This is a genomic window from Microbacterium sp. IEGM 1404, from assembly GCF_030056775.1.
Taxonomy (GTDB): domain Bacteria; phylum Actinomycetota; class Actinomycetes; order Actinomycetales; family Microbacteriaceae; genus Microbacterium.
Window position 1 is genome coordinate 1010218 of the sequence record NZ_JASHKP010000002.1, and the last position, 17608, is coordinate 1027825.

Below are 17608 nucleotides of genomic sequence, written 5' to 3' on the forward strand. Positions count from 1 at the left end.
AGAAACGCGCTCTCCCCGCGTTTATGCGCGCGAGAAGCGTTTATGCCGGCGTCAGGGACGCGACCGGGCCCCGGAACGCCGCGTCGGCATCCGGCACCACCTCCGGAGAGGGGCGCGGATGCCGACGCAAGCTTTCTCAGTCGAGGTCGGCGGTGTCGACCGGGCGGCGACGGCGGGCGATCACGAAGAGCGCCAGCCCCAGGAGCGTCAGGCCGGCCGCTCCCCCGACGAGCCACGGCGTCCCCCGCCCATCCGCGCCCGTCACGGCGAGCACGTCCACCGGGATGGAAACGGTGCCCTGCGATTCCCCGCCGGACGTCGAACCGTCGCCGGACTGCGTCACCGGCACGAGCACGATCGTGTGGGAGCCCGCTTCGACCGAGGCGGGAACCGTCACGCGCACCGACAGGATGCCGTTCGCGTCCGTGGTCGCCGTCGTCAGCAGCGTCGGGACCGAGTGCAGTTCGACGGCGACCTGGGAGCCCGCGGCGAACCCGTTCGCCTCGATCACCAGCTCCACACCGGCGGCGACCTGAACGGGCGCGGGCGCTGTGCCCGCGGTGAGTCGCACCGCGTCACTGACGTTGCCCGCCCGATCGACGGCCCGCACCTGCGCGCCCTCGCCGAGATCGGCCGGCGCCGCGGCGAGCGAATCCCCCCACGTCGAGCCGTCGGCCGAGTACTGCAGCGCTCGGACGCCCGAGCCGCCGTCGGATGCCACGGCCACGACGCGTCCGTCCGAGCCCAGCCAGCTGCTCAGTCGCGGGCTCGCACCGTCGACGCGCACGTTGCGGACCACCGTCTCGGCCACGTTGCCCGCGCGATCGGTCGCCCGGTACGAGAACGTCGTAGTCCCGTCTGGCAGCGCGACCGGCGCGGTGTACGCCGTCCACTCGCCGTCGCCGAGGCGGTACTCGATCGCCGCGACCCCGCTGTCGTCGTCCGACGCCTCGAGCGTCACGGATGCACCCGACCGCAGCCAGCCGTCATCGCCCGCACCCGAGATCGTGTCCCACACCAGCGGTGCTGTCTCATCGCCGACGGTCTCGTCGACCCGCAGCGAGACGGGGTCGCTCGTGACCTCGCCGGCCGCGTTCGTCGCGCGCAGCACCCACTGCGAGCCGTTCTGGTCCGCCGTCGCAGTGAAGGACAGCTCGGCGGCGGTGGCGCCGTCGACCGGCATCCACTGCCCCTCGGCGCCCGAACGGGTCAGCCACTGCAGCGTCGGCTGCGGCGAACCGGCGACGACCGCGGTGAGGGTGACGGTGGCACCCGGGCGCACGGCGACATCAGCGGGCAGGCCCGACACGGTCGGGGCCACCAGGAGCTGGAAGGCCGCCTCGTCGGACACCACGTAGTCGCCGAACGGATCCGACACGACCGCGCGGAACCGGTCGCCGTCGGCGACCTGCGCGAACGGCAGCTCCAGACGGTTCGCGGTGGCACCCGGGACGATCGTCCACCCGGTGGTCGCCCCCGCCCGCTGCCACTGCACCCGGACCGACGATCCGGCGGTCCCGACCTCGAAGGTCACAGCGGACGTGTCGCCACCGGTGCGCAGGACGTCGCTCGGCTGCGCCGTGATCGACACCTTGGTCGAAGACACCGAGAGCGTGACCTCGTCCGAGTACACCGGCTGCGCCTGCCCGTTCGAGACGCGGGCACGGAAGACCGCGCCGTCCTCGTCGGCCGTGACGCCGCGAAGGCGCAGCGTCGTTCCGGCGCCCCCGACGACGTCCTGCCACCCGGCATCCGTCCACTGCTCCCAGACGACCGTTGGGGCAGGGTCACCCGACACCCCGACGCGGAAGTCCACGTCGGCTCCCGCGTCGACGCGAGCCGACTTCGGCTGCTGCTCGATGCGCGCGTCGGTGTCGACGCCGAAGACCTGCATCTCGGCGAGCTGCAGACGGTGTCCGCCGTTCGCGTCACCGCCCTCGTCGGGCGCGCCCTGGCCGAGCGTCGTCACCCACACCCGCACGTAGCGACCGGTGGTCCCGGCATCCGCGCGATAGGTGCGGGGCTGGCCGTCTTCGGCGGTCTGACCGGTGAACGTCCCGACCGTGGTCCAGGTCGCACCGTCGGGCGACACCTGCAGCTGGAAGTCCCGCGGGAAGTTGCGACCCGTGATCGCCGCCGACTCGGAGCCTGCGGCGGTGCGCGGGTAGAGCACGACGCGCGTGACCGGCTGCACCGAGCCCAGGTCGACCGACACCCATTCCGTGGTGGTCGCCGACGCGCGGGCGGGGTCGCTGGTGTACCCGTGGGCGCTGGACGTCGAGGTCAGCGCACCGTCGGTGAGCATCGAGCGTCCCCAGCCCCAGCCGTCGAGCCAGGTTCCCGCCGACACGTTCTTGCCCTGTGCCAGGTTCGGCGCGGAAGGCGAGGAGGAGTCCAGACCGACGGCGTCGATCTGGAACTTGCCACCCCACGCCTGCGCCCCGTCTGCGCGGAACGATACGGTCACGCCGGTGACATCCTCGCCCTCCAGCGCCGCGAGCGGCACGACGAGACGGTTCCACTGGTCGGGGGTGACCGCCTGCTCGACGCTCGCGGTCTTGGTCGCACCCGTCACGACGACACGTCCGACGTAGGTCGAACCGGCACCGCCGTAGCTGTCGAGATCCAGGACGAGCGAGTGGGCGCCGTCCGTGGAGACCGGCGTGTCCAGCGTCACCGACGTCGACCGCCAGGCACCCCGCTGCGGCGAGCCGTCCGGCGTCACCTCGAGGGCCTTGGCGCCCGAGGAGGCACGACCGGGACCGTTGGCGAACGAGCCGACGGATGCCACGGACGAGCTGTTCTCACCGGCGACCCAGCCCTCCGTGCCCGACTCGAAGCTCGAGATCAGCTTCGTCGTGGACGGCAGGCACGCGGCGCCGGTCGGGTCGAGACCGCACGAGGTCGAGCCTCGCACGAGCAGGAGGACATCCTTCTGGACGCTCACCCCGGCACCGTCGGAGACGGTCACCACGGCACGGCCGCTGTCCGCATCCGCCGCCGCGACGAGGGGCACGATCGCGTCGATCGCACCGCTGGGGGGAACCGTGACGGACACGTCGCCGTCGACCGTCCATCCCGCGGGCAGGCCCGAGACCGAGACGGTCGCATCGATGGCATCCGAGGCCCGCACGTTCGTGAGGGGCACGCGGGCGAAGGCACGTCCGCCGGCGTCGGCGACCGACGGGTCGATGACGACGTCGCCGACGGCGAGGGCGCTGTCCAGGCGGATGGGCATCTCGATGCGGCGCGTGAGCGTCACGCCGTCGACGACGTAGTCGACCTCGAGCGCGAGCACCTGATCGGACGGCACCGCCTCGGCCGGAGCCGAGATCGAGTACGCCGCGGTGGAAATTCCCCCGGCCGTCACCTGCGCGGGCGTCCAGTCGGCGGTCGTGGCCGCCGTCCATCCGCCCGGCAGCGACAGCCGCGAGGCGATCGAGTCGACACCGAGCGAACCGGTGGAGCTCAGCGTGGCCGAAAGGTCGACCGTGCCGCCCGGCCGGACGACCGCGTCGGACAGGCGGGCCGTGAGCGTCGCCCCCGCGCGCTCGCCGATGAACTGCGACAGCGCGTCGATCGCGCGGTCCGCCGGCGTCGCGACGGTCGGCGCCGACACGGCATCCAGGCCGGCCTCGTCGACCCCGGTGCGCAGAGCGCGGACGGCGGCCAGCGCACCGGCGGCATCCACGTCCGTCCCGGCCCGGTAGGCCGCCAGGGCCTTGCCGGTGGCCGTGACCGCGGCGGCGGCACGATCGGTGAGCGCGGCGCGGGCGTCGACGTCGGAGAGCGCCGCCACGGCCGTCGACGCGGCCGCGGCTGCGTCACGAGCGGTGACGAGGTCGCCGAAGCGGGCGTCGTGCGCGAAGGAGTAGTCGCCGGAGCCGACGGTGATGACGACGTCGTCGGCGTCCTGCGCGATGGTGTGCACGCCGACGGCCTCGGCGGCCACTCCGCCGGACTCGGTCGTGCCGGCCACCGTCGCACCGGGGAGACGCACGGTCGCGGTGGCCCCGAAGGGCACCGACACGTCCATCGAGACGGCGCCGTCGGTGTTCTTCCACGAGATGGACGCTTCACCGTACGGCGTCTCGCGGGAGGCCTGCGCGTTCGCGACCGTGTCGGTCACCTTCGGCGCGAAGACGATGTCCTTGTATCCGGTCGAATCCGATGCCTGGTCCAGGCCCGCGACCGCGGTGTAGAGGAAGTCGTCGATTGAGGTGAACATCGGGTGGTTCAGCGAGTTCGCGCCATCCCAGTCCTCCCAGATGGTGCCGGGGCCGTTGTCGAGCATGTACCCCCAACCCGGCTTCGTGGTGTCGCGGAGGTTGGCGAGCACGAGGTCGGATCGACCGTTCTGCTCGAGAGCCAGCGGGATGTAGTGGGTGCCCGGAAGACCACCGGTGAACTTGCCGCCGCGGTCCTGCACCTTCTTCACGAGGGTGTCGACCACGCGCTGGTGCTGCGCCGCCGGCACGATGCCCAGCGTCAGCGGGAACGCCTCGGCGAACTGGCTCGACCCGTAGCTGTCGACGCCGTTGAAGAACGTGCGGTTGATGGCCGCCTCGATGCGGTCGGCGAGGGCCGAGTACCGCCCGGCGTCATCGGTCTTGCCGAGTCGCTCCGCGAATCCCGCCACGATCTGGGCGCCCCAGTAGTAGTACCCGGTGCGGAACAGTCGTCCGTCGGTCTGCTCGATCGAGAGCCAGTCGTTGCCCCACTGCGAGGTCGGGTTGGTGACGATGTCGTCGGTCGTGGTGGTGCCGACGTAGTCGACCCAGTGGGCCATCGCGTCGTAGTTGGCGGCGATGAGTCCGTCGTCGGCGTAGTCCTGCCACGCGTAGTAGGGCACGAGCACACCGGCGACCGCCCACGCGGGGTCGGAGCCGTTCTCCCAGCCGCCGAGCTCGTTCGGGACGATGTCGGGGATGCGGCCGTCGGGACGCTGGGCGTCACGGATGTCGGCGGTCCACTTGGTGTAGAACGCGGCCATGTCGTAGTTGCCCATGGTCGCCTCGGCGGCGACGTGCGCGTCGGCCATCCATCCGCGCTTCTCACGCGTCGGAGTGTCCTCGGGGATGCCGTGCAGACCGTTGACCTGCGTCTGGAGGTCGGCTGTGTGCAGGCGGTTGAGGATGTCCTCCGACGAGGTGAACGTCCCGACCTTCTCGACGTCGTTGTGGATCTCTTCGGCGACGACCGTGTCGGCCGTCGGGGCGGACGCCAGCCCCGTGACCTCGGCGTAGCGGAAGCCCGCGTACCCGTAGCTGGGCCGGAAGACGAGGGGCGCACCCGCGCCGGTGACGGTTGCCGTCTGCTGCGCCCCGATCGCCCCGTTGTCGATGCGGCCGTTGGAGAGCTTCTCGCCGAGCTTCACCGTCACGACCGCACCGGAAGCGATCGTGGTGGTCAGGCGCGTGCGGCCGGAGATGTTCTGCCCGAAGTCGAGCAGGTACTGGCCGGGCGCGTACTCCGTGATCGACTTCGGCTGGATCTCGCGGATCACGCGCATCGGCTCGTTGGGAGCGGCATCCAGGGCGCCCCGATCGCCCGAGACGACGTCGACAGGCTGCCAACCGGTGCCGCCGCCGGTGGGCGTGTCCCACCCGGCGCGGACGAGTCGGGCGTCGTACTGCTCGCCGTTGTACTTGTGGGCACGGGTCGTGGGACCGGCGACCGAGGTCCACGACGAATCCGTCCCGAAGGTCTGCGTCGATCCGTCGGCGTAGGTCACCACGAGCTGGGCGATGACGTCGGAGTCCTCGCCGATGGTGAAGCCGAGGGCGTTCTCACCGGCCTTCAGCTGGGATGCCACGTCGTAGGTGCGGTAGTAGGACCGCTTCCGGCTGTCGGTGGGCTGCGTCTCGTACTCGGCGTCGCCCACGCGGTCGCCGTTGAGGAACGGGACGTAGATGCTGCGGTTCAGGCCGAAGTCCTGGCCGCAGCAGATGCCCTGGCCGTCGTTGCCGCGCTCGTAGGTGCCCCGACCCGAGACGTACAGGCGGGCGCTCGTGGGCTGGCCGCTGAGGCTGACGACACCGCGCAGGTACGAACCCCCGGTGCCGACCCCGCCGGCCGGGTTGACCCACTGGGCGCTCCAGTCGGAGGCGTCGAGCAGGCCGGTGCCGAACGTCGCGACGTCGCTCCACGTCGACGCCGCGTCGTCCTGGTTCCACACCTGCACGCGCCAGGCGTACGTGGTTCCGGATGCCAGCCCCTCGCCCGCATAGGGGACGAGGATCTGCGCGTCGCCGGAGACCTTGCCGGAGTCCCACAGGAGATCGCGGCCGACCGCGAGGTCGTCGGCCGAGGGCGCCACCTGGATCCGATAGGCCGACTGCGTCTGGTCGCGCGCGTCCGACTCGGAGTGCCAGCTGAAGCGCGGGGTCGCAGTGCCCACAGCGATCGGATCGGTCAGGTGCTCGGTCTCGAGTCCCGTGACGCTGGGCGCGGCGGCGACGGACGCGGACGACGCCGGAGCGGCCAGGGCGGGAGCCGTCTGTGCGAGCACCGTACCGGCGGCGAGCACGGCGACGGTGAGCGCGGCAGTGACGCGACGCAGCGGCCGCGAAGCGGAGGGAGAGGACGGACGAGGGGTCGACGCCGAGAGGGCGGTGTTCGTCAAGACGGATCCAATCGTCGGTGATTGCGGTCCAGCGGGCTCAGCGGCGAGCTCGCATCGAGGGGGAGAAACGACTTTGAATCGTTTCAGTGTTCACGTCAACATATCATCCCGCTGAGAGGATGCGAAGACCTCCCTCAAAGAAGTCGCCCCTCCCGCGATCGCGAGGAGGGGCGACTTCTTCAAGCGACTATCCGGTCACTGCTTCACCAGCACCCCGCCGTCGACCCACGCCGTCGCGGAACCGCTGTTCTTGTAGAAGTACAGCAGCGCGGAGGTCGCCGACGCGCCGGTGGTGAAGGTCACCGACGCCTGCTTCCAGTGCGAACTCGTCACCGGCGTCGAGATCTCGGTGCCACCAAAGTTCTTCGCCCCGAGGTACACCGGCTCACCGGCCGACGACTTCGCGAAGCCGGTGAAGGTGTACGTGGTGTTCGGGGTGAGGCCCGAGACCACCTGGTACACGCCCTTGCCCGCGCCGGTGAACGTCGCCGCATAGCGCCCGTCGTACGGGTTGGTGGCGACGACGGATGCCGCCCCCTCGACGGACCACGAGGTGAGGTCGCCGCTCTCGAATCCCGGGTTCAGGATGCCGGCATTGGTCAGCTCGAGCTCTGCGAGCTGCAGGCGGTACACCTGCGACGCCCCTTCTGTGATCGGCTGGCCCTGTTTCGTCGCGGTCAGACGCACGTAGCGGTAGGACGCCTTCCCGGTGGAGAACACCTGCGGACCCGCCACCTTCTGGCCCGTCTTGTACCCCGTCTTGCTCACGAGCGAGGTCCAGATGGTTCCGTCGTTCGACCCCGCGAGCACGAAGTCGACCGGGAACCCGGCACCGTCGGCATCCTGGTCGTCCCGCGGCCACAGGGTGGCAGTGTCGAACGACTTCGCGCTGCCGAGATCGAGCTGCACCCACTGCGTGGCGGAGGCCGTCGCTGTCGCATCCGAGGTGAAGCCCTGTGAGATGCCGCCGGTGTCGGACGAGTCGTACGTGTGGCGACGGCCGTCGACGAGCTTCGCCCCGCCCCAGCCGCCACCGGTGTAGCTCGAGGAGGCGGTCACCGTGCTCGCGCGCGCAACATTCGTCGCCGACGTGGGAGTGGTCACGGCCACGGCGCCGGTGGACTGAGTCGACGGGGCCAGGACGAACAGCGACACGGACTTCGCGGGCAGGCTCACCTGCGACGACCACGTCGATGCCGGTGCCGCCACGTTCACGCTGGAGGGACGCAGCAGCTCGTTGGGCCCAGTCGTGCGGTTGCGCGTCCCCGCGGACCAATCCGCGTAGTAGTTGCCGGCCGTGGAGTTGACGTCGTACCGGGTCACCGAGAAGTTGGACGACCCGAACGGCAGAGAACTCGCCGAGAGCGAGACCGTGGAGGCATCCGTGCCGTCGTTCCAGGCGAGGAACGCCGTAGTCTTGCTCCCGGTGTCACCGGTGGCGATCGCCCCGACGGAGCGATCGGTCGGGGCACCCGACGTCGTCGAGGTCAGCACCGTCGAGGGCATCAGGTCGAACATCTCGAAGACGTTTCCGACAGCCTTGCGGTGTCCCTCCACGGTGAGCAGGCCCAGGTCGGTGGAGAAGTCCGCCGTCGGGTTCCATCCCTCGACGGGGCTGAAGAAGAACACCCCGTTCAGCGTCGGCTGGAGCAGCGCCGAGGTCAGACGGCGCGCCGCATACGAGGCGAGGACGTTCGTGTCGGCGTCACCACCCGGAGTGGAACCGAAAGCAGCCGTGGTGTGCCACTCGGTGACGTACTGCTTCTTCGCCGGAATGTTCCGCGACGACAGCATGCCCGCCACGGTCGCCGACTTCGAGAAGTCGTTGCCGCCGTAGTCATGCCAGCTAACGAAGTCGAACGGTACCGTCGGGTGCGCGGCGATGTAGTCCAGGAACGTCCCCATGATGGGCGCCTGGATGTTGTAGACCGCGGGCCCGCCGATCTGCGCGGTCGAATCGGCGCTCTTGACCGCGCTCGCCGACGCCGCGTACAGGTCGTTGAACGCCGAAGTGCCCGACTTCCAGAAGTCGAAGTCGGGCTCGTTCCACACCTCCCAGTTCAGGCCGGTGTGTCCGAGGTCGGCGTAGTGCTTCACGGTCGTCGAGACGACCGTGGACCAGTCGGTGAGGCTGGAGGGCGCGGTGAACTTGTCCTTCGCCAAGGCCCCGGGCATGTAGCTCAAGGTGAACCACGGCACCATGCCCTGATCGAAGACCGGAAGGACGACCGAGTCGAGTTTGGTGAAGTCGAAGGTGAGCGCCCCGGACGCGTTCCGCGAGACGAGCCCGTAGAAGTCGTCGTCGAAGATGTGGTCGATGCGGACCGAGCGAACGCCGGTGGAGTTCACCTCACCCAGCGTCTCGGGCAGGAGGTGGAGGTTCTTCGTCACGGCATAACCGCCCTGCGAACCGTTGAGCAGCCGGCTGTCGTCGAGCTGGAGCCCCGAATCCGTGCCGTAAGTCGCGCTGAACGTCACCGAGCTGGCGGCGACCGCGGGAGGCGCCGACGCCCCCGCTAGCAGAAGGGCGCCGATCATGGCACCGACGGTCGCGTTTCTCTTGATGGACACTTCTCTCCTCTTCTTTGAGAATCCGACGGCGCACCCGCCGTCGGCGAATGGCAGGCCGACCGCCGTCACGGTCGGCCTGCCGGTCGATCACACGGAAACGGCTGTTGCCACCTCCGCGGAGAATTGGTGGACGCCGGGGCCCACTTCTTCGTCCACGTCGCCCAGTCGGATCTCGGCGACGACACCCTCGGGGATGGTGGCTTCGACCTGCACCCGCGAGCCGTCTCGGCGCCACGACACCGCGATGGCTCCGTGGCGGCTGTCGAATGACGTCTGCGCGTGATCGACACCGTCGATCGGCCGAGGGGCGATCCGCACTCGCGAGTACCCCGGCTCGAGGGGGGTGAGCCCGCCGAGCTCGCGGTGCATCCAGTCCGCGACAGCGCCCAGCGCGTAGTGGTTGAACGAGGTCATCTCGCCCGGGTTGATGGTGCCGTCGGGCAGCATCGAATCCCAGCGCTCCCAGATCGTCGTCGCGCCCATGGTCACCGGGTAGAGCCACGAGGGGCACTCCCGCTGGAGAAGGAGGCGACCAGCGACGTCGAGGTGTCCCGTGCCGCTGAGGGCGTCCAGGATGTAGGGCGTCCCGGCGAAGCCGGTCGAGATGCGGTACCCGGATGCCACGACCAGCTCTGCGAGATTCGCGCCCGCCCAGACTCGGTCGTCGTCGTCGAGCAGACCGAAGACGATCGCGAGCGCGTACGACGTCTCGCAGTGGTTGCGGAGGCGCCGCGCAACCGCGTCGACGTACGCGCCACGGAAGGCCTCCCGCGTGCGGGAGCGCAGCTGCTCGAGTTCGTCGAGCACGTCGTCCCGGCCGAGGACGCGCGCGATGCGTGCGGTCAGATCCGCCGACCGGTACAGGCACGCCGTGGCGACCAGACTGCGATCGGCCTTGGCATCCGCCGGATCGTGCGGCGGCGCGTCGGGGTCGAGCCAGTCGCCGAACTGGAACCCCTGGTCCCACAGCCCGGACGGCGAGACGAGCGATTCGACGTGCCGGAGGTGCGAGAGCATCGCGCCGAAGTTCTCGGCGAGCACGCGGTCGTTCCCTGATGCCATCCACACCGCCCAGGGAACCCACACGAGGGCGTCGCTCCAGACGGCCGTGGAGTCGACGGGCGTGATGTCCTCCGGCACCCCGACGTACTTCAGGACATCGGGCACCACGTACGGCACTACACCGCCCTGGTGCTCCTGCTCGACGACGACGTCGCGCAGCCAATCGCGGAGGAAGTCCTCGACGTCGAAGAGGTAGGCGCTCGTGGCCGCGAAGACGGCGATGTCGCCGGTCCAGCCCAGGCGCTCGTCGCGCTGCGGGCAGTCCGTGGGCAGGTCGACGAAATTGCCGAGGGTGCTGTTCACGACGTTCTGGTGCAGGCGGTCCAGCAGCGGTTCCGAGCTCGAGAACGTCCCGGTGCGACGCAGACGCGACCCGATCCGCACGGCTTCGAGTCCGCCTCGGCGGACGGCCTCCAGGCCGCCCGGCCACCCGTCGACCTCGATGTATCGGAATCCGTGGAAAGTGAACCGCGGCTCGAACACGTCGTCGTCACCGGACAGGATGAACCGGTCGGTGGCGCGAGCCGAGCGCAGGGGCCGGACGCCGATCTCGCCGTTCTCCAGGACCTCGGCGTGACGCAGCGTCACGACGGCGCCCGACCCACCCGACACCTTCGCCCGCGCCCAGCCGACGATGTTCTCTCCGAAGTCGACGATGACCGTGCCCGAGGGCGACGCCCAGGCATCACGCACCGGGAGCGTCTCCAGCGGGACGACCGGAGGACCGACGTACGCCTCGAAGCGCTCGTTCGGCTCCTTGAGGACGCGCACAGCGGACTCGCTCGGCGTCTGTCCGCGTCTGCGGGCGTCGATGGTCTGTCCGTGGTAGATGTCGTCGTGCACCGTATCGCTGACACGAGCCAGCCAGGTCTCGTCCGTGCCCCACAGCTGGACGTGGCCGTCCTCGAATTCGATCCGAACCTCGGCGATGGCGGCCAGGGCGTCGCCGTAGACGGCCGTGGCGCCCATCCAGGTCAGGTTTCCCCGGTACCAGCCGTTGCCGAGCGTGAGTTCGAGGGTGGACTCCTGCTCGACGAGCGAGGTCACGTCGGTCTCCGCGACACGGATGCGCCACTCGTAGCTCGACCACCCCGGGGTGAGGAGCTCGTCCGACACCCGGGACCCATTCAGCACCGCCTCGACGATTCCGAGGGCGGAGTAGCGGAGCGTGGCCTCGGCGACACGACCGTGACCTTCGTCGAGGGCGAATCGACCGACGAGGGTGGGGGCGCCGTCGACGGGTGCGGTCGGCGCGATCAGACGAGAGATCGTGAACATGGGTCAGCCCTTGATCGCGCCGCTGGTCATGCCCGCCACGATCTGGCGGTTGAAGAAGATGTACATGACGAGCGGGGGAATGGTGATGAGGAGGATGTCGGCGAACAGCAGGTTGAACTGACCCGCGCTCGTCGAACTCGACGCATAGGCGTAGAGCGTCAGCTGCACGGTCGCGTTCGCGTCACCTGGCAGGAAGTAGAGCGGGTTGGCGAAGTCGTTGAAGACCGCCACCGCCTGCACCACGATGACCGTGACGATGACGGGCTTCAGCAACGGAAGCACGATGCGGAAGAACAGCCGGATCGGACCCGCGCCGTCGATCAGGGCCGCCTCATCGAGTTCGCGCGGGATCGTGGCGACGAACGCGCGGAACAGCAGGATGCAGAACGACAGACCGAACGTGGCCTCGATGAGGATGAGTCCGCCCAGCGTCTTGAACATCCCGAGTCCCTGGAGCACCCAGATGGTCGGCACGACGGCGGGCGGCACGATGAGGCCGGCGAGCACGAAGAAGTTGATAAGCGGGTTCCACCGGGACTTTTTCCGCTGCAGCACATAACCGACCATGGCGGCGAGGATCACCATGATGATCACGCTCGCGACCGTGAGCACGATGCTGTTGACGAAGGCGCGGATCAGGATGCCGTTGCGATCGGCGAGCACCGCGGCGATGTTGTCCCACAGCTTCCACTCCGTGGGCCACGTGAACGCGAGAGCCGACGCCTCCGGTGCCGTCTTGGCGGCCGTGACGAGGATGAAGGCGAACGGGACGAGGAAGACGACGACCGAGACCAGGATGGCGATCGACCCGACGGTCCACCGGCGGACGGCGAGACGACTCATGAGTCCACGCTCCTCTTGTTGATGAAGATCGAGAGAGGGATCATGACGGCGGTCACCACGACGAACAGCACCACGTTCCCGGCGGTCGACAGACCGTAGAAGCCGGCCTGGTACTGCTTGTAGATCACCGACGCGATGACGTCCGAGCTGAATCCCGGCCCGCCCTTGGTCATGGCCCAGATCAGGTCGAACGAGCGCAGACCGCCGATCAGCGACAGGATGATGACCGTTCCGGTCGCCGGCCACGACAGCGGGAAGGTGATGTTGCGGAACACCTTCCATGCGCTCGCGCCGTCGACGCGGGCGGCCTCGAAGTACTCCTGCGGGATGGCCACGATGCCGGCGATGTAGATCAGCGTCGCGATTCCGAGGCCCTTCCAGACGTCGACGAAGGCGACGCTGATGAGGGCCAGGTTGGGGTCGGTCAGCCACCCCGGGCCCTGGATGCCGAACACCGACAGGGCTCCGTTGACCAGTCCGTCGAAGGGGTCGAGCAAGACCTTGAAGGTCAAGCCGACGCCGATGGTCGAGACGAGGACGGGGAAGAACGTGACCGCGCGCAGGTACCCCCGGCCGATGATCTCCGAGGTCAGCAGCACGGCGAGCCCGAGGCCGAGGATCACCTTGGCGCCGCTGGTGACCACTGCGTAGATCACGGTGTTGGTCACCGCCTGCGAGAGCTGCGGGTCCGAGAAGAACTGCACGAAGTTGTCGAGCCCGATGAAGTGAACGTCGAACAGCGACCACCGCGTCAGGCTGAAGTAGAACGATGCGAAGGTCGGCACCGCGAAGAGCACGACGTACAGCGCCGCCGCCGGGATGTAGAACCACGACGGGTACATGCTGCGCATCTTGCGACCGGAACCCGTCGTCGGTGCGGGGTTCCTCCGCCGGGCGCGTGCCTGTGGCGGCACCACGTTGGCGTAGGTGTGGGTCATCGGTGACTCCTTCGTGAAGAGAAGAGCGGGGCCGGAGGAGGAGCTCCGGCCCCGCGGAGTGCGAACGGGCGAAGGCTGCCGCGCCGCACGGGACGCGCCGCAAAGCGGCGCTGGTTTTACCAGCCGGCGAGGCCGAGCTGCTGAGCCTGCTTCTTGACGTCCTCGTCGTACGCCGCCGCACCGTCTGCGGCGGAGGAGATGCCCGATCCGACGCTGATCGCGATGTTCTCGAGGTTGGGGCCCTTCACCGGCGAGAGGAACTCGAGGGCCGGGGCGCTCTTGCCGTCGGTGATGTACTTCTGGATCTCCGCGACCATCGGTGCGGCATCCGAGGGCACCGAGCACGAGCTGATCGAGAAGGGTCCGCCGGCGACGAAGTTGTCGTTCTGGATGCCGCAGCCGTCGGACGAGTTGATGAACGCCACGAACTTCTTCGCCGCGTCGAGCTTGGCCCCCTCGGTGGTCTTCGGGATGTAGACGGCGCTGGGTTCCCAGACCGTGAGCGTGGTGTTCGCGGCCTTGTCGGCGGGCATCGCGAAGAAGCCGATGTCCTTGACGGCATCGGGGTTGGTCTGCTTGATGTTGGTCAGCACGGCGCTCGAGAGCATCGGGTACATCGCCGCCTTGCCGGTGGCCAGTGCCGCCGAACCGTCCGCGGCCGTCGCCGAGGCGAAGTCGGCGTTGAACAGCCCCTTGTCGAAGGCGTCCTGCAGGTGCGTGAATCCGGCGAGGGCAGGCTCATCGGCGAACTTCGCCTTATTGGCGGTGAAGTCCTCGGCCCAGTTCTTGTCCTGCGTGAGGACGTTGCCGAAATCGGCGAGCAGGAACAGCTGCGAGGTCCAGGTGTCGCCGTAGGTCTGCTCGATGGGCGTGATGCCCGCGGCCTTGATCTTCTCGGCATCCGCGACCAGCGAGGACCAGTCGGTGGGGACGCTCAGACCGAGGTCGGCGAACACCTTGGTGTTGTAGGCGATGCCGCCGGCCATCGAGGTTCCCAGCGGCGCACCGTACGTGCCGTTGTCGGTCGAGACGACGGTCTTGAAGTTGTCGGTGACCTCGGATGCCCACGACTCGTCCGCGAGGTTCGCGAGCGTCTGGTCGGGGTTCAGCGCCTGGAAGAGCGATCCCGTGTTGTAGAAGAACACGTCGTCCATCTCGCCCGTGGACAGCTGGGTCTTGACGAGGTTGTCGCCCTCGGTCCCGCCCGGGCGGGTGTTGAGCGTGACCGTGATGTCGGGGTTGGCCTTCTGAAAGGCGGCGATGAGGGCGTTCCCGGTGGCGATCGCGTCGTCGCCGTTGGTCGTGAGGAACGAGATCTCCACCTTGCCGTCGGCTGTGGTGGACCCCGACGACCCGGAGCACCCGGCGAGCGTGGTGGCGGCGATCGCTGTCGCGGCGACGGCGATCACCGCGCGACGAGGGCTGATGAATGAGGACACTGCTTACCTCCTTGTAAGGGACCGGATGCAAGGATTCCGGACGACGTGTCGCTCCGCGAACCGGTCGAGTTCGGGTTGTGTAAACCGATCTACACGAGGCGACGAAACAGACCATAAACCGACTGGCGCGATTTCGTCAACCGATCTACATTGGAGGAACGAATCGACTGAAGGAGCTCGATGCTCGATCCCGCGCCCTCCGCCGGGTCACCGACCCGGGCGGCGACCATCGAGGATGTCGCCCGTCACGCGGGGGTCTCTCGCGCGGCCGTCTCGAAGGTCATCCGCGACGCCTACGGCGTGAGCGACCGGATGCGCGAACGAGTGACCGCCTCGATCGAGACGCTCGGGTATCGTCCGCGCGTGGCGGCCCGGGCGATGCGCGGGTCCACCTCGACGATCGGTGTGCAGCTCCCGCAGGTGGACAACGATTTCTTCACGCGCATCCTCACCGGCGCCGTGCAGTCGCTGCGCGAGTCGGGATACCAGCTCATCATCGCCCCGATGGCCGACCCGGTCAGCGGAACGGCAGCGCTCGAGAGCCTGTACGACCGACAGGTCGACGGGATCATCGCCGTCGCCCCCGCCGTTCCGCAGGCGTGGCTCGAGGGCCTGGGGCAGCGAGTCCCCCTCGTCCAAGTCGGTCAGCACGACCACCCCCGCAACTACGACGTCGTCGTCGGCGACGACGACGAGGGGGCCCGGCTGGTGATGGAGCACCTGTTCGCCGCGGGACACACGCGGATCGCGCACGTCACGAACGATGAACGGGTCCTGGTCGAGCCCCGCACCGATCCGCACCCCCGACGTCTGCGGGTGTACGAACGGCTCATGCGGGAGCGCGGGCTCGAGCCCGAAGTCATCCGCATCGACCCGGCCGAGCACGACGCGCGCCGCACGGTGGCGAGTCTGCTGGATCGCGCGGTGCGCCCGACGGCCCTGTTCGCCGGACACGACTCGCTCGCGCTGTCGGCGCTGGAGGTCGTCGCGAACCGCGGGCTCGGCTCCGCCGATTTCGCCGTGGTCGGCTATGACGACGTCCCCATCGCCAGCCACCCGCTCATCGGCCTGACCACGGTCGACCAGGACGGGGAGCAGATGGGGGCGACCGCCGCGCACCTGTTGCTGGAACGCATCCGCGGGCGGATCGAGCCCGAGCGGCGGGTCTTCTCCCCCGCCCTGCGGGTGCGGGCAACGAGCAGCCCGCCGTCCGTCGCCGCGCGGTGAGGGGCGCGTCAGTCGGCTGGTCAGCGCTTTCGCATGCAAGTCGCGTTCAGCACCGACATCTACGCGCGAGCCGCCGTCCACGGACGCGCTTCTGGCGACCTGACGGTGATCTCCGAGGCGCCCACCTTGGCCCCGAGCGGGACGGATAGCCTGGGATCGATGCCACGGGACGAGAACGCGCGGAGAAGACTGTCCCGAAGCACCCCGAACGGCGCCGTGGTCGCCGTACTCGCCCTCGCCGGTCTGTGCTCGTCGTTCCTGTTCACCCTCGTGGTGCCCATCCAGGCGAGGCTGCCGGAGCTGCTGAACGCGTCCCGCGACGACACCGCGTGGGTCGTGACCTCCACGCTGCTCGCCGCCGCCGTCATCACCCCGATCGCGGGACGCCTCGGCGACATGTACGGCAAGCGACGGATCGTCCTCGTGCTCCTGGTGGTGATGATCGCCGGGTCGGTGATCGCGGCCCTCTCCCCGGGCATCGTCGGGTTGATCGTGGGGCGCGCCCTGCAGGGTGCGGTGGTCGGCGTCGTCCCCCTGGGCATCTCGATCATGCGCGACGTCCTGCACGAGAACCGGGTCGACAGCGCGGTCGCGCTCATGAGCGCCACCCTCGGCGTCGGCGGAGCCGTCGGCCTCCCCATCAGCGCCCTCGTCGCGGAGCGCACGGACTGGCACTGGTTGTTCTGGATCGCCGCCGCCCTCGGTGCCGTCGTGTTCCTCCTGGTGCTGTGGATCGTCCCGGTGAGCGTGCTCCGCACCGCCGGTCGCTTCGACTACGTCGGCGCGGCAGGACTCGCGGTGGGCCTCATCGGCGTGCTCCTCGCGGTGTCGCGCGGCAACTCGTGGGGGTGGACGTCGCCCCTCACGCTCGGCCTGGCCGTCGGCGGCATTCTGGTCTCGCTCGTGTGGGGCTGGTACGAGCTCCGCATCGACGAGCCGCTCCTCGACCTGCGCGTCGCCGCCCGCCGTCCCGTGCTGCTGACCAACCTCGCGTCGATCGCGATGGGCTTCGCGCTGTTCACCTCGAACGTCTCGCACCCGCAGATCCTCGAGCTCCCGACCGCCACCGGAGTCGGTCTCGGCCTGTCGTTGTTGGCCGCGAGCCTCGTCGTCATGCCGTCGGGTCTGGTGATGATGGTGCTCTCGCCGATCTCGGGCACCCTCGCGCGGACCATCGGCCCGCGCGTCCTCCTGGTCGCCGGCTCGGTGTCGCTCATCGTCGCCTACGGCTTCAGCCTGCTGTTCTCGACCGAGGTGTGGCACTTCGTCGTGGCGAACATCCTGATCGGCTTCGGGATCGGCTTCGGCTACGCCGCGATGCCCATGCTCATCATGCGTTCGGTGCCACCGAGCGAGACGGGCGCGTCGAACGGCCTCAACGCCCTCGCGCGCTCCCTGGGCGCGAGCACATCGGCGGCCGTGGTCGGTGTCGTCCTGGCCACGCTGTCGACGGGCGAGGGCGAGGCCCGCGTCCCGACGGCCCAGGCCTTCGACGTCTCGTTCGCCCTCGGTCTCGGCGCGGCGATCGTCGCGCTCGTCCTGGCGCTGCTCATTCCGGCGCGTCCGGCGCCGCGCGAGCGGCATCCGGCGCTCCCGGAGTAGCGCGGGGCCGAACTGACCCGCGC

Annotated in this window: 8 protein-coding genes; 2 read left to right on the forward strand and 6 right to left on the reverse strand. The window is 69.3% G+C overall.

Annotated features, from left to right (window positions below; genetic code table 11):
* Nucleotides 1-136: 136 nt before the first annotated feature.
* The 6 genes from QM517_RS10450 to QM517_RS10475 all read right to left on the reverse strand — a co-directional run bounded on the left by QM517_RS10450 (nt 137) and on the right by QM517_RS10475 (nt 14756).
* On the reverse strand, nt 137-6625 hold the full coding sequence (locus QM517_RS10450; RefSeq protein ID WP_283287227.1) for a family 78 glycoside hydrolase catalytic domain: 6489 nt from the start codon (nt 6623-6625) through the stop codon (nt 137-139).
* Nucleotides 6626-6820: 195 nt separating this feature from the next.
* Complete coding sequence (locus QM517_RS10455; protein ID WP_283287229.1) at nt 6821-9196, reverse strand: GH39 family glycosyl hydrolase; 2376 nt, start codon at nt 9194-9196, stop codon at nt 6821-6823.
* Nucleotides 9197-9283: 87 nt separating this feature from the next.
* Nucleotides 9284-11536 carry an alpha-L-rhamnosidase gene (locus tag QM517_RS10460; RefSeq protein WP_283287230.1) on the reverse strand — a complete coding sequence of 751 codons (2253 nt, stop codon included), beginning with the start codon at nt 11534-11536 and terminating at the stop codon, nt 9284-9286.
* A gap of 3 nt (nt 11537-11539) precedes the next feature.
* Nucleotides 11540-12379 (reverse strand): carbohydrate ABC transporter permease, encoded by an 840-nt coding sequence (locus tag QM517_RS10465; RefSeq protein WP_283287232.1) that lies wholly within the window; start codon nt 12377-12379, stop codon nt 11540-11542.
* A complete protein-coding gene (locus tag QM517_RS10470; protein WP_283287233.1) occupies nt 12376-13317 on the reverse strand; it encodes a carbohydrate ABC transporter permease in 942 nt (313 codons plus the stop codon). Before QM517_RS10470 ends, QM517_RS10465 begins: the two co-directional genes overlap by 4 nt.
* Nucleotides 13318-13433: 116 nt before the next feature.
* The gene (locus QM517_RS10475) at nt 13434-14756 is read right to left on the reverse strand and encodes an ABC transporter substrate-binding protein (RefSeq protein WP_283287235.1); all 1323 of its coding nucleotides are present in this window, start codon (nt 14754-14756) and stop codon (nt 13434-13436) included.
* 180 nt (nt 14757-14936) lie between these two features.
* Here QM517_RS10475 and QM517_RS10480 point away from each other — a divergent pair, with 180 nt between their 5' ends.
* Together QM517_RS10480 and QM517_RS10485 are read left to right on the forward strand one after the other, a co-directional pair.
* The gene (locus tag QM517_RS10480) at nt 14937-15983 is read left to right on the forward strand and encodes a LacI family DNA-binding transcriptional regulator (RefSeq protein WP_278103050.1); all 1047 of its coding nucleotides are present in this window, start codon (nt 14937-14939) and stop codon (nt 15981-15983) included.
* Between the two features lie 159 nt (nt 15984-16142).
* Complete coding sequence (locus tag QM517_RS10485; RefSeq protein WP_283287237.1) at nt 16143-17585, forward strand: MFS transporter; 1443 nt, start codon at nt 16143-16145, stop codon at nt 17583-17585.
* Nucleotides 17586-17608 lie beyond the last annotated feature (23 nt).